General features: G+C 54.2%; 14 protein-coding genes. 8 read left to right on the top strand and 6 right to left on the bottom strand.

The features are described from left to right. Positions 1-69: 69 nt before the first annotated feature. A complete protein-coding gene (locus H8K04_19930; GenBank protein UVT18210.1) occupies positions 70-810 on the top strand; it encodes a Crp/Fnr family transcriptional regulator in 741 nt (246 codons plus the stop codon). A gap of 184 nt (positions 811-994) precedes the next feature. Here the strand turns inward: H8K04_19930 and H8K04_19925 are convergent, their stop codons facing one another. Both H8K04_19925 and msrB read right to left on the bottom strand, forming a co-directional pair. Beyond that, positions 995-2,314, bottom strand: a complete 1,320-nt coding sequence (locus H8K04_19925) for a beta-propeller fold lactonase family protein (protein ID UVT18209.1) — start codon at positions 2,312-2,314, stop codon at positions 995-997. Positions 2,315-2,534: 220 nt separating this feature from the next. Further along, complete coding sequence (gene msrB, locus H8K04_19920; protein UVT18208.1) at positions 2,535-3,050, bottom strand: peptide-methionine (R)-S-oxide reductase MsrB; 516 nt, start codon at positions 3,048-3,050, stop codon at positions 2,535-2,537. Positions 3,051-3,682: 632 nt separating this feature from the next. Between msrB and H8K04_19915 the strand changes: the two genes are divergently transcribed. The 6 genes from H8K04_19915 to H8K04_19890 all read left to right on the top strand — a co-directional run bounded on the left by H8K04_19915 (position 3,683) and on the right by H8K04_19890 (position 9,818). Then, complete coding sequence (locus H8K04_19915) at positions 3,683-4,294, top strand: cytochrome P460 family protein (protein UVT18207.1); 612 nt, start codon at positions 3,683-3,685, stop codon at positions 4,292-4,294. 79 nt (positions 4,295-4,373) lie between these two features. Next, positions 4,374-5,846, top strand: coding sequence for a YdiU family protein (locus tag H8K04_19910; protein UVT18299.1), 1,473 nt, complete (start codon positions 4,374-4,376; stop codon positions 5,844-5,846). 176 nt (positions 5,847-6,022) lie between these two features. Beyond that, the gene (msrA, locus tag H8K04_19905) at positions 6,023-6,532 is read left to right on the top strand and encodes a peptide-methionine (S)-S-oxide reductase MsrA (GenBank protein UVT18206.1); all 510 of its coding nucleotides are present in this window, start codon (positions 6,023-6,025) and stop codon (positions 6,530-6,532) included. 294 nt (positions 6,533-6,826) lie between these two features. Further along, entirely contained in the window at positions 6,827-7,276 is a 450-nt protein-coding gene (locus H8K04_19900) for a c-type cytochrome (GenBank protein UVT18205.1), read from the top strand. A 634-nt stretch (positions 7,277-7,910) separates the two neighbouring features. Further along, entirely contained in the window at positions 7,911-8,855 is a 945-nt protein-coding gene (locus H8K04_19895; GenBank protein ID UVT18204.1) for a hypothetical protein, read from the top strand. 459 nt (positions 8,856-9,314) lie between these two features. Next, entirely contained in the window at positions 9,315-9,818 is a 504-nt protein-coding gene (locus tag H8K04_19890) for a group 1 truncated hemoglobin (protein ID UVT18203.1), read from the top strand. Positions 9,819-10,254: 436 nt separating this feature from the next. On the opposite strand, the gene H8K04_19885 is transcribed toward H8K04_19890, so the two are convergent. The 4 genes from H8K04_19885 to H8K04_19870 all read right to left on the bottom strand — a co-directional run bounded on the left by H8K04_19885 (position 10,255) and on the right by H8K04_19870 (position 11,836). After that, positions 10,255-10,416, bottom strand: coding sequence for a hypothetical protein (locus H8K04_19885; protein UVT18298.1), 162 nt, complete (start codon positions 10,414-10,416; stop codon positions 10,255-10,257). Positions 10,417-10,448: 32 nt separating this feature from the next. Then, positions 10,449-10,718, bottom strand: coding sequence for a DUF433 domain-containing protein (locus H8K04_19880; GenBank protein UVT18297.1), 270 nt, complete (start codon positions 10,716-10,718; stop codon positions 10,449-10,451). 483 nt (positions 10,719-11,201) lie between these two features. Continuing rightward, entirely contained in the window at positions 11,202-11,381 is a 180-nt protein-coding gene (locus H8K04_19875; GenBank protein UVT18202.1) for a transposase family protein, read from the bottom strand. A gap of 8 nt (positions 11,382-11,389) precedes the next feature. Continuing rightward, the gene (locus tag H8K04_19870; GenBank protein UVT18201.1) at positions 11,390-11,836 is read right to left on the bottom strand and encodes a hypothetical protein; all 447 of its coding nucleotides are present in this window, start codon (positions 11,834-11,836) and stop codon (positions 11,390-11,392) included. A gap of 807 nt (positions 11,837-12,643) precedes the next feature. On the opposite strand from H8K04_19870, the gene H8K04_19865 reads away from it, so the two are divergent. Then, positions 12,644-12,823 carry a hypothetical protein gene (locus tag H8K04_19865; GenBank protein ID UVT18200.1) on the top strand — a complete coding sequence of 60 codons (180 nt, stop codon included), beginning with the start codon at positions 12,644-12,646 and terminating at the stop codon, positions 12,821-12,823. Positions 12,824-12,859: the final 36 nt, after the last annotated feature.

Here is a 12,859-nt window from a genome sequence, read left to right as displayed (position 1 = left end):
TGTCATCTGAATGACAAAACGACAATAAAATTGCACAAACATTCGCTGCAAAACTGAACGCCTATTAACATGCAAATCCCAGCCTCACTGGCGACAGACTTTCTGATGGTTGCAGGACGTCTCCGAACTGCCCGGCGATACGTGTTAAAGGACAAGGCGCTGATCTCTGGGGCATTCATTCCGGGGAAAGTGCATATCGTCAAGTCCGGATATGTGCGCTTAGGAGCGACCCAAGCAGACGGTCACCATGCCACTCGTGCACTGCTGGGGGAAGCCTCGATCTTTGGAGACCTTCCGTTCTGTCCCGCGAGTTTCGACCAAAACGGAGTTGCCATTGCGAGTGGAGAAACCCACGTTCTCGAACTGGACCGTGTCGCCATAGAGACAGCTGTGCGCCAGGATGAGGCTCTACGCCAGATACTATTAGAGATTTACGCTCTTCAGTTTCAGTTTCTTGATCGTCGACTCCAGTGGCACTTTATCGCACCACTAGAGAAGCGAATTGTGGCGGTACTTCTTGACCTCATGTGTTTTGGAGGAAAGCCCTGCCCACACCATTCAGGGTATGCCCTTGACATCCGGCTGACGCATCAAGATCTCTCTGAGATCGTTCTGGCTGCCCGATCAAACGTGACGCCAATCCTGAACGATCTTCGTGCTCAGAACGTCATTGCCTATTCACGGGCCTACATCTGCCTTCGGTCGCTGGATGCGTTGAGGCAGATCGTCGGAGGAGTTGCCGAGGGACGTGACACCAGCCTTTGGTCGTCTCCGGCACAGTACCCACCCATGTACGCCAGAACAAAATAGGCGCATCCCGTCGCCTTCTGCCTATTCCATGGTGGAGTGGGACGCACTCCTCTTCGTGAACCCCTCAACATGCGTTAGAGCGTCCTTTGCATCGTCTTATCGATACCAAGCCCATGGATGCTTCTGGTCATGTCTGCCCGGCTGTCAACGTGGAGAACTCCCGCGTTGCCATGGACTTGGAACATTAGCGATTAAGCGTCACAATCCCCTGCGGGCGGGAACGATAGTGCACCCCGTCTTGGCTAAGATGCCGTGAGTGCGCAATCGATGGAATCCCATTTTTGTCTAAGAGCAGGCTGTGCAGGATATTGCCCTCTTCGCTCTTGTTCTCATCAGTTTGATTGATCCGTTGGCAGATCACGTAGAGAAACGTCTCCTCTGGAGACAGCGCACATTGGAACGCGGTACTTCCCGGCTGGCTAAACATGCGATTATTGATAAACCACCCCCCTGGGTGAGGAAGTTGCAGTCGGCTGATTTCAACGGGTTTCACCGCGTGTACGCCGGAAATGTCGTAGGTGCTCACTGTGGGGGCTTTGTCATCCTTGTCAGACCGTGGAAGATTGTTCACCGTATAGAGACGCGTCCCTTTTTTGTTGGTGAGCAACCAGCAAATATCCTGACCGCTATTTTCAACAGACCCCAAGAACGTCATTTCGCCGTCCTGAGTAAAACGGTAGACACCGAGCTCGTTTCGCGTCACGAAGCCCACATACAGCAATGATTCTGTCGGATGCGCCCAGATACCTAAAGGCATCGACGGAACGCCGTCCATGCCCTTGTACTTGTAGCCGGCATTCGTCTCGGGTAACTGCATACGACCTCGCTCAGTGAGCCGGCCATCTCGCCCCACCTGAAAGACATGGAGTTGCCCCTGCACGCTCGGCTTGGTGCCAGCCAGAAACGATCTCGTTCCTTCACCGTCGAAATCCACATCGACCTGAAAGTCATTGCCAAACCCAACCTGGGGGTTGGACTGGGGAACGTAGACTTGGGTCGGTTTCTGTGAGTCCTCGACATCAATTTTGGATACAAATCGTAACGCACCGGTGTTTTCTACAGTGAACGAGACGTAGCTGGCTTTCGCTGCACCACGCAACGCCTCAATCTGGTGATAGTCCTCATTCCGGTTTGACACGAGCAGCGTCATGCCACTGAGCGAGAGACTATTGGGGGCGACACCGTGCGACGGAAACGGCGATTCCTTCACATGCCGTAACGATCCATCGGGCTGAATATCGAAGACGGCAATGGTATTGCTGTGTGTGTTGACCGTAAAGAGACGCTTCCCGTCCTGGCTGACAATCAGCGGGGTGTCGTTGTCATGTGGGCCGAGCTTGCCATGGGTGTCATTGTTGATGCCCGTGCCTCCTGTATAGAACGGATTTCCTGGCAACGGATCCAGCGTGCCATCATCGTTTCGGTTATAGCCCAACACCGCATTTTGTCCCTCACGGATGTCGTTTGTTTGGATATACAGAAACTGGTTCTGGTGAGTCGTCATATTCAGACCTCCTCTGATTAATGAATCATGCCTGTGTGTATGCGGTCGTCCCTCAAATCGCCATTCTTCCTGTGCGCCACCCTATGACCCACATGTGACCACCAGGGCCATTCTTCTGATGGCCGCCGACTCTCGGCCTTTCCTGGAATCAATGGCTACTGCCATCGATCAGTCGACCCTCAATGCCTGCTTCGGTTGTGTGGACGCACTTCCTCATCTGCTACAAGAGCCGGCCTCGCTCGCGCATAGAAATTTTGTGCAGGGAGATGGCATTGATGCAAAATCGCAACCCTGACGGCTCTGGTCCATCGGGGAACACATGGCCGAGGTGCGCATCGCACACATTGCAGGTCACCTCGATTCGGTGCGTGCCGTGGCTAGTATCCTGATGATAGGCGACGACTCCTGGCGAGACCGGCTGCGTGAAACTAGGCCACCCCGTATGGCTTTGATACTTGGTCGTAGCATCAAAGAGCTCTGTGCCGCAACAAAGGCACTCGTACCGGCCCGGTTCAAACAGTTGGCAGAGCTCCGAGCTGTGGGCCCGTTCGGTCCCCTTCAGACGGGTGATCCGAAATTGCTTGTCGGTCAGCAGTTCACGCCACTGGGCCTCGGTCTTCTCGACACGGCGGGGCGGGGATGGATTGCCGTGTTTGGCCAGGTGCGTCACCTCACTCCATGTGAGGGTGGCAATCGATGGCACATCATGTGCTTTGTGATATTCCTGTCCTTCCATGAATACTCCCTTGGTCGTACAGAGAGTTACACCCTCCGGTACTTTCTTCTACCAGTGGACATCAGAGCGCACAGATCTATGTGCCCTTTCTCCTATGGGCCTGGTCGCTCCGGCCACAATTCTCTAGCTCAACTATTAGGCTGACTGCGCACTGTCATACGTCATTTTCTTTGAACCTGTCTGTCATCTAGATGACCATCATGATCAATATGCGCACATCAGGGGTTTGCGATCATGCCCTCATCCCGCGTCAGCGCGTGACGGCTCTCTTGGGATAAAGACATTGTATTACTGCAGGGTATTGCTGCAGGGCGAGCCAGTTGCTCCTGAGGGCTACCACCAAGCTGAGATGTGATGAGCTCTCGATTAGATAGGAGGGTTACCCAGACAACAGGGCACGATATCTCCAGGAAAATGGACGCGGTATATCACCGAACGTCACCTTGAGGTCTTCTGAGAAATACATATTGCCGGGGTTGCGGCACTTGATATCATTCCTGCCAGAGACCTACCGGGTTTGTCGTCTAGATGACAGAAAAGCGAAAGAGTAAAGAATAGAATTGTGTTGGCATTCTCCCATTTCGTATGTTCGGAATGGAGCTAACAGTCATTATTGATGAAAGGTGGGAATCATGAATCGACTACTTTTCGGAGTTCTTTTTCTTGCATGCGGGGCTATAGGGCTGACCGGATTATCCATTGCAGAACAAGAAAAACCGTTCGCACCGAACGTCGACGTCGCCACGGGAGCTTTGCGCGTGCCAGACAACTACACAGAATGGCCCACGCTCGGTACCTGGGCTCACGCCAACACTGATGAGAAATTGGAAAAAAATGGGCCCGGCCTCCACGAGTATCACACGGTGTATACGCAGCCATCAACGATTGCCCACTATAAGAAGACGGGACAGTTCCCGGACGGCGCGGTGTTGGTGAAGGAACTCTTAAATGCCGAAACGATGGCGATGACCACGGGGCCCGCAGTCGGTCATGCCACCACTCTCAAAGGTTGGTTTGTGCTCGTGCGCGATACAAAGGGACGGTATAAAGATTCCATGGTATGGGGAGATGGGTGGGCCTGGGGTCTCTTTAATAAGGGCGACATGGGTCACTCCGTCACGAAGAACTACAAAGTCGAATGTGTTCCCTGCCACATTCCTGCACGAGGAATGGCTTCGGCCAATGCGGCAGAAGCGGACAAATGGATCTACACCCTTGGCTACCCTATTTTGCAAAAACAATAGCTCAAGACAGATGATCGTGCCGTGACCCTCAAGAGGATGGTTGGCGGAAGGCAATGTCTCATCCATTTTCCTCATGATTGTGCACATTCAATTTGACAACACCTATGCCAGGGAACTCGAAGGCACGTATGTTCCCTGGCAACCTACCAAGGTCCCTTCGCCAAAGCTTCTTCGATTGAATACGAACCTAGGCGTTCAGTTGAACCTGTCGATGGAAGTGCTGAATAGCCCAATGGGCAGTGCAATACTTTCCGGGAATGAAATTCCAGCCGGCGCAACGCCTATTGCCCAAGCCTACGCAGGCCATCAGTTTGGGAACTTCGCTCCACAACTCGGCGATGGTCGGGCCTTGCTCCTGGGTGAGGTATTGGGGGAAGACGGCCGTCGTAGAGATCTGGCCTTTAAAGGATCGGGGCCGACCCCCTTTTCTCGCGGTGGAGATGGGAAAGCGGCGGTGGGCCCGGTGCTCCGGGAATACCTCATCGGAGAATTCATGCATGCCATGGGTATTCCGACCACTCGCGCACTCGCCGCGGTCTGGACAGGCGAACCAGTTTTTCGTGAGCGTCCGTTGCCGGGGGCTATATTGACCCGCGTCGCGGCCAGTCATCTGCGAATTGGCACCTTTGAATTCTTCGCGGCGCGTGAGGAACCACGCCAGGTACAACGACTCGTGGACTATGCGATCCGACGGCACGATCCTCAGCTCACCGACCATCCTCATCGGTATCAGGAATGGTTCCGGGCCGTGGCTGACCGACAGGCGAGTCTTGTCGCTCGCTGGATGTTGGTCGGTTTCATCCATGGCGTGATGAATACAGACAACACGACGATCTCCGGCGAGACCATCGATTACGGACCCTGTGCGTTTATGGAGGCGTACGACCCACATGCGGTGTTTAGTTCAATCGACTCGCAGGGTCGGTATGCCTATCACAACCAGCCGCACATCCTGCGATGGAATTTGGCACGTCTTGCCGAAGCCATTGCTCCGTTGATGAATACTGTTTCCGGCAAACCTGTCGTCCACCCGCTCATCGAGGTCCTGGAAACTTTTCCGGCTCGCTACCACGACTATTGGCTTACAGGCCTTCGGAAGAAGCTCGGCCTTTCCACGAGCGAGCAAGGGGACGACGCGCTCGCCGAGGAATGGTTGGCATTGCTCCACACACAAGGCGCCGATTACACGCTCGCCTGGCGATACCTCGCCGACGCAGCGGAGGGGAACGTCCGTCCGCTTCAGGCCATGTTTCATGAGCCTTCAGTCCTCTCGTTGTGGCTGAAGCGGTGGCGCATGCGTCTTGATCGTGAGTGCGTTGGAGCGGAGGCACAGGCTGCATCTATGCGGCACACAAACCCGCTGTACATTCCACGGAATCATCGTGTTGAGGAAGCGCTGACCGCTGCTACAGACCATGCTGACCTTGCACCATTCGATCGGCTGTTGAAAGCCGTGACTCGACCGTTTGATGAAGATCCGGAGCTCCATGCCTATGTCGCCCCCGCACCTACTGAAGTGACGGCCTGTTATCAAACGTTCTGCGGTACGTGAGGACAGCGCTCTCTTTATGGTGGAGTCCATGCTACCTGTTATGTCTGTGGGGTACAGAATGGTCATGTGTTTCTCGATAGGCCAAAACCGTCAAAACTTCAATGCTTCATCATTTGAGTCTCTTAGAGCAATGAACGCCGAATTTACGTTTGCTTGAAAGAGATGAGGAGCATCAGATGAGTCAGATGGAGACGACCATACTAGCTGGCGGCTGTTTCTGGGGCATGCAAGATCTCATTCGCAAGCTGCCAGGGGTGCTCTCGACTCGGGTGGGCTATAGCGGCGGCGATGTGCCGAACGCCACCTACCGTAACCATGGAACTCACGCAGAAGCCATTGAAGTGGTGTTTGACCCTGGCAAGCTGACTTTCCGCAGTCTACTTGAGGTGTTTTTTCAAATCCACGACCCCACCACGTTGAATCGCCAGGGCAACGATGTAGGCCCGTCGTATCGATCGGGAATTTACTACACGTCAGAGGTGCAACGTCGCGTTGCGGAGGAAATGATTGCAGATGTCAATAGATCGGGGGTCTGGCCTGGCAAGGTAGTCACAGAGGTTCGGCCCGCAGGCCCATTTTGGGTGGCGGAACCTGGGCATCAGGATTATCTCGAGCGAAATCCCCACGGATATACGTGCCACTTTACAAGATCTCATTGGAAGGTACCGCCTCGAGCGGTTTCTTGATAAGAAGGATCATGTCATTCCGTGTGAGGGGACTTGCGGCAATCATCGAGTCATTCTATCCGAAGCCTGAGAGGGCCGGGCATCCGCCGGTGGGTGTCGAATGCACGCTCCGCATCCATTGCCGATCATGATCGGGAGGTGGCCCTGAAGGACCACAAATGGAAAGTTCCACGGAGATCAACGATCACCCTGAGGACTGATTTAGGTCGAAGGTGCTCGGGCTCAACAGAATACCTACACAGGCTTCTGTAACAAAAGGAGTGCGCGATGAATTCAATGAGGACACAACTGAACATGATAGCAACAATGGTCGTAATCATCTGGATAATGCCGTTCACCCAGCAGGCCACAGCGGGCGACTCCGAGGGAGGGCTGAACAGCTCCTGCGTCCAGCCGAGGAAAACCGCCACCGCTCCGGAAGACATTTTAACTAAGCCGAACCCGTTTCCTGCCTCCAGCGATGTCCTCCAGGCAGGAAAAGGACTGTATCTCCACGATGCGAAGCCCATGGCCTGCGCGCTGTGTCACGGCAAGCGGGGAGAGGGGAAAGGATCGGTCAGCGGCGGAATGATGCCGCCAGCGCGCGATTTCACATGCAGTGCCATGATGCGTGAGATCTCTGACGGGCAACTGTTCTGGATCACAAAACACGGTTCTTCAGGCACAGGGATGATGGCCTTCCCGGATTTGTCAGACGAGGAAGTGTGGCAGCTTGTTCACTATATGAGAAGCCTCGCCAAATGAAGTCCCCTTACATACGTAATTCAAGGCTTCGTCTGATACGAAGCGAACCCTGATCGGGTTTCGGCAACCTTAGCGGTTCAAGGAACCTCGAAGCCAAACCCACGGGGGAAAGTCTTGCCGCTCGGCTACCCACAGCTCCCCATCAGGTATCCTGAAGACCATGTTTGCTCCCCTGAAGCCAAGTAACAGCGATTGATTTCAGTGGGAGCACTCCCATCGAGATACCAGAACTTTCTATTTCTTGTCGTAAACATGACGGAGATCTGTTTACCCGCCATGTAAAGTGCGAACCAGGTCCACGACGCCAGATTTATCTATTACAAGTAAACAGGGGGGCATCGCACGGAACATCACTGCCTGTTAGGCATCTCCAGTGCACTAGATCTGATGGGCAATCGAACATCGGCGCAGAAGTTGTGTGTGTGTTCAACCAGTCGTCTGAGACCCTCGCCAGATCCCAGGGGCAAAAGTTCCGACATCCAAAAAACGCTTTGAACACAAATTGGTGACACACGTGAAAATACAATTCACTACATGGTGTGGGTGGCCGTTCCTCGTTGTGTTGTTGCTGTGTTCCCAGGTCAAGGCTGAAACCGACATGAGTCTGGATGCCTCTGATATGAAGGATATGAAGATGGATGTCGAGTCTGAATCAGGATGGCACGTCGGCGGAGAAATGAACGCGTTTTACACCGACGACGTCGCGCTGTTCTCGGCCTCTCAACGATTGTCGCTGCAAGAGGATCCCACACAGCCGGTCATTCAGACCACCGGCCAAGGTTCGAGCGGAGTGTTTGAACCCGTTGCTCACATCACGCGATCGTTTCAGTCGAGCTGGGGAAAAACGGACCTGACGGCACGGGCACAAGGCTTTGTGTTTACTGACCAGACCGCATTTTCTCATGGTACCTATGGACTGCAGCTGACTCAAACACTACCACGAGAGACGGTCTTCCGGATGCGGTATCACTACGGTCCGCACCTCTTCTTGGGCAATCACGGTCCCGGCGAATTACGATCATCGGATCGTGGGGGAGAGTACGTAACGACACACTTTGGAGCAGCAGAACTGGAGCGTAAACTACTCGAGAATGTCACCATTCGCGGGTTAGCCCGATACGGAGACCGATCGTACAACGAGAGTTTTGCACACCGGAATACTCGCTTTTGGACCCTTGGGACACATGTCATGTGGGAAATCAAGCCGGGAATCGGATTGTTGGTCGGATACCACTACGAACGAGGGCTGGCTGACGGGAGACACAATCCACAAATTGGAGAGGACATCTCCTATGTCACACACTATGTCGAAGCGGAGCTGGAGGCGCGTGTCACGGATGAACTCACCCTGATCGGGGGCTTTGATCTTGAGCGAACCAGCTACACGTCTGGCTTGCCTGGTGATGACTTTCTTGGCGCGCGCGAAAAGATTTACCAGGGGGAAGTGTTGGTACGATATCAGCTTACCGAGGCACTCGCGCTTTCGGTCGGCTATCTGCACGGACGATGGAAACTCAGCTATGAAGACGAAGCAGCCAGAATAAACACCGTGACAGTCGGTAGCCTGTTTCGATTTTGATCGCATGGCTTATGTCTGACCCTCTTCCCCTGCGATAGGCTGACCGTCTCCTAATTTCACAGGCCTCTGTAGGAGGACGAGCCTGATGAAATCGGGCCACATTATGCATTGCAGTAGCCGAGGTACTAGAATCTGCTTTGAAAATGGAGGCCTAAGCCATTGCGATTGTTCACGCTGTATCGTTCTCCATACACCACACACCACCGTTTGCGAAGATCCAAGGCTAGCATTTTCATAACACAGGGTGAGCCAATCGCTCATCATACGGTTTGGCAGAGTGACACCGTTCGCTTCTTCATCAGAGAGTTCTGTGGGATTTGATCAAATAGTCGGTAATCTCGGCATGATCTCTGTATTCGGCTTTGTCATCTCCATGACAGATATTTCCTCGATAAACATCTACAGATGCCTATGTAGTTTTCGTAGGTTCCAAATCAAGTTTTCTAAAGGGGGTATGTCATGGCTATAACAACGAGTGCACGGACAGCATATAAGGTCTTGGTCGTATCAGCAGCACTTGGAGGTCTGCTTGTGTCAGTAACCGGCAGTCCTCGATCTGCTACAGCCGGTTCCCCCCCATCTACACAAGCGGGGAGTCAGAAAACTCTCTATGAACGCCTCGGTGGGTACGACGCCATCTCAGCTGTGGTCAGTGACTTTGGGAACCGGCTCTTTGCTGATCCCAAACTGGCGTCATCCTTTGGAGGATTGCCACCTGACAGACAGGCGCGTTTCAAACAATTGAACGTGTTAATGGTCTGTGCAGCAACCGGTGGCCCCTGTACGTATATCGGGCGGGCTATGCCAGCCACGCATCAGGGAATGAAAATCACAGATATGCAATTTGATCAGGTGGCCGCGCATCTCGTGACCACGCTTGACAAGTTCAAGGTGCCACAGCCTGAGATGGGTGAGCTTCTTGCAATTATCGGCGGGCTACGTGGAGACATTGTGGGGAAATAGCTTCTAGCCGGCGACAAGGGTTGAGCGACATGAGCGCTCAGCCCTTCTTGTCGGGATCTCCACCTCCGGCCTCTGCGTTTCCCTTGCCAGCACTCCTTGAGGCCTCTCAACCGTGTCTGGCCCCCCAATCGGATGCACAATGATCACAGACGCTCGCGAGGCACGGAGAGAACAGCAAAAAGATCTGAGCTGTCACCTTGTATTCATCCCGTCGTCCCCATTTTCTGGAGATGACCTTGTGGGCAAGTCGCGTTGGACGTACGAATGACTGCGCATCATGGCCCCTTCAGCATGTTGCCTAGTTTTTAGGCGTCCGCTGTGGCAGAAGCAGACCACCACTTGTGGTAGGAACGTGGGATTTTCCGCATGTGTCGACATGCGTCATCTGCTCAGAAGGATAATCGACGGGAATGGGGATAGGACTTTCGCTGTCGCCTCACAACGGCCAGCCCTGATCTGCAAAACTATAGAGACGGTCATCACCGAGAATGAGATGGTCGAGCAGCCTGATGCCCAGTAAGTCTCCCGCTTCCCGCAGTCGTGTGGTGAGCGTCCGACTTAGCCATGTCACCAGGACATCTCGGCGCGGGCCCCACAGAAAGGCTCATGAGGAAAGACGGGGTTGTGGGATTAGAACCGGGAATCAATTTCCGGGGCCGACAGATGCTCGACAATGTCCTGATCGAGTACGGCACGATTGTCGTAGTAATAGGACAGGGCATCATAAATTGATGCGAGACTGAGGTGAGGATAGTGCGTGAGTAGCTCTTCCGGAGTCTGCCCGTGATGCAACGCGTAGATCGCAATGGTTCGCACGGTGATGCGCGTTCCTTCAATACACGGGCTCCCACCACAAATGTTTGGATCGCTTGTGATATGAGGGTGAACCACTGTAGGCATGCCCTCAGTGTAGTCCATGCGAATTTGCCTCCGCAAGCTTGAGTTGCAATTCTTGCAATTCTACGAGTGCCACACCACGTCCAGCTGACCAGCATACAGATCGAAGAGGTTGGGCATAAGCAAAATGGACAGGTGTCGCGTCCGCTGGCCCGCAACGCAGACGTTCTGGGTGATGTGATTGTGATATGGTCTGGTGTTCAATAAGCGGCAGCGTGGTCTTGCAAAGCTCGTCTGCGATCACAGAAGCCATGCAGGTCTTCTCGTCCGCGTTTTCGAGCCAGGATAGTGACGGTCTGCGTGATATCAGTCGGGATGCGGAACCCCTTCGGCTCGTTGGCAAGGGTCGAGACCTCATCACTGTCCTATATAGGACAAGGGTCTTGTAAGTCGTTGTAAAACCATGCTACTCATTGGACGGTTCTGAAGTGTCATCTTGTTGATTTTTCTCAGTTTGGTCGGTCCTCTCAAGGCTTAAACACGGGTTCAAATCCCGTTGGGACCACCACCACTGAACCGTTCGACCCGTCCGTTCTGCCACGGACAGCCGGGCTGAATACGCTGCTGTCCAATGCCGAGCAGCCAGAGGCCGAATCGAAACCAGCGGGAGACCAGCACGGTCTCATTGTCGGTCCGCACGAATTGTGGTGGTCCGTATCGTTTCACCGCCTGCACTAGTCCAGTTCTTGGAGTAGCCGAAGCGACGACTTATCCGCCAACCGCTGCAGTCGGAGACAGGCCCGGCTGCCATGATCCAGAACCGCCAGGGCGAGATGTGTGCGGCCATCGGAATCCGTCTTCGCGAGCAGATCACAGCCCCAGATGCGATTGCGCCGCATCGGCCTGGGCACCCGGTGTTTCATCTTCCGTCGGGCTTCATAGATGAGGTATTGATGCCGTCGGCATAGGTCCGCCACATAGGTCTTGCTGACCGTCATCTGTCTGCGTGATCTCCAGCGCCGATTGAAGTGATGCGCGATCGTCCGGCAGCCTGCCTGCGGCATCAAGGCTTTGAGGTGCAGGACTTCCTGCTTCACCCATCGCGGTTTGGGCTGGATCGGCTGCAGTCGTGCGCCCGGTCTGTCCAAGTAGATCGGTCGCCGCCGCCGTCGGCGCCCCACACCGCTCCCATTGAATCACCAGTGCCATAGCCAAATCACACTCGCGCGTAGCCATCTCCAGAGCTGCTCAATGGTGCCCTCCGTCTCCACCGATGAAGGGCAGTGCACACCCGAACAGACCCCCGAAGCGCCATCCCCATTTTTGGGGGGACACATCTGGAGGGACACACATGTGGGAGTCAGGGATTGGGGCAGGGAGGGAGCACATCTCGGTAGCTGGCCGAGGTAGTAGTTGTGAGCCAGAGGCTGATCCGATCAGGGTGCTGAGCGTCTGCCGTTGCGCGGGTTGGTCGACTTGGATCAGTCGCCTCAGCGCGCCTTTGTGGCGAAAGGAGACTGTAAAAGCCTCCACGATATGGAAACGATTGGATCAGATCGTATGCGTGCAAGTGGTGGACACTTTGAGTAAAAGCGGGAGACCAGTTGCCAGACAGAGCGTGGTCAATCGCGCCCTGATCACTCGTTAATACACTGATGGTCGCAGCTGGAGCATGGACCGAAATGGATACACATGTGTATCACTGTTGATATATGCATCGAGAGGATCAATATCGATGCAAAGTGGGTTTCTTGGGAAATCGCGTCAGTTACCGATATGGTACGCATGTTGCTCAGCAGAGAGTTGCTGAAATGTCTGGGTGACAGAAGAATTGTACGGAGCGATCGTACCACCCGCTTCAGTGACCACATCGAGAGGGGCTCGTGCGCCAGGCCCCCGAGACAAAGACTGACAGTACAGATGGCACCAGCGATAAGAGCATCCGTTCACATTCTTCCGTGCCCATGAGTACTCAGTAGTCAGCAATCATGACAACAACACGAAGGAAGACGGGACTTCTCTGGGTGCTCCCGATGCTCCTGATGCACGTGACTGATGGTCCGCGTGTGGCGCGGGAAGTGGCGCTGGGCACGTGTTTGCGACGAGGCACTGGTCATTTGGCCAGCTTGAAACAGCGGGTCGTGTTTCGCCATAGTCCGAGTTCGTAAGTAAGCCGAGTAGTCGGGAAGCACAGCGGTACGGTA

The sequence above is a fragment of the Nitrospira sp. genome (assembly GCA_024760525.1).
Classification (GTDB): Bacteria; Nitrospirota; Nitrospiria; order Nitrospirales; family Nitrospiraceae; genus Nitrospira_D.
This window is presented reverse-complemented; position numbering and strand designations above follow the sequence as displayed.

What these genes read in the sequence shown, in the direction of transcription:
- H8K04_19930 (UVT18210.1), top strand. Translation starts at nt 70, where the DNA reads ATGCAAATCCCAGCCTCACTGGCGACAGACTTTCTGATGGTTGCAGGA.
- H8K04_19925 (UVT18209.1), bottom strand. Translation starts at nt 2,314, where the DNA reads ATGACGACTCACCAGAACCAGTTTCTGTATATCCAAACAAACGACATC.
- msrB (UVT18208.1), bottom strand. Translation starts at nt 3,050, where the DNA reads ATGGAAGGACAGGAATATCACAAAGCACATGATGTGCCATCGATTGCC.
- H8K04_19915 (UVT18207.1), top strand. Translation starts at nt 3,683, where the DNA reads ATGAATCGACTACTTTTCGGAGTTCTTTTTCTTGCATGCGGGGCTATA.
- msrA (UVT18206.1), top strand. Translation starts at nt 6,023, where the DNA reads ATGAGTCAGATGGAGACGACCATACTAGCTGGCGGCTGTTTCTGGGGC.
- H8K04_19900 (UVT18205.1), top strand. Translation starts at nt 6,827, where the DNA reads ATGATAGCAACAATGGTCGTAATCATCTGGATAATGCCGTTCACCCAG.
- H8K04_19895 (UVT18204.1), top strand. Translation starts at nt 7,911, where the DNA reads ATGGATGTCGAGTCTGAATCAGGATGGCACGTCGGCGGAGAAATGAAC.
- H8K04_19890 (UVT18203.1), top strand. Translation starts at nt 9,315, where the DNA reads ATGGCTATAACAACGAGTGCACGGACAGCATATAAGGTCTTGGTCGTA.
- H8K04_19880 (UVT18297.1), bottom strand. Translation starts at nt 10,718, where the DNA reads ATGCCTACAGTGGTTCACCCTCATATCACAAGCGATCCAAACATTTGT.
- H8K04_19865 (UVT18200.1), top strand. Translation starts at nt 12,644, where the DNA reads ATGACAACAACACGAAGGAAGACGGGACTTCTCTGGGTGCTCCCGATG.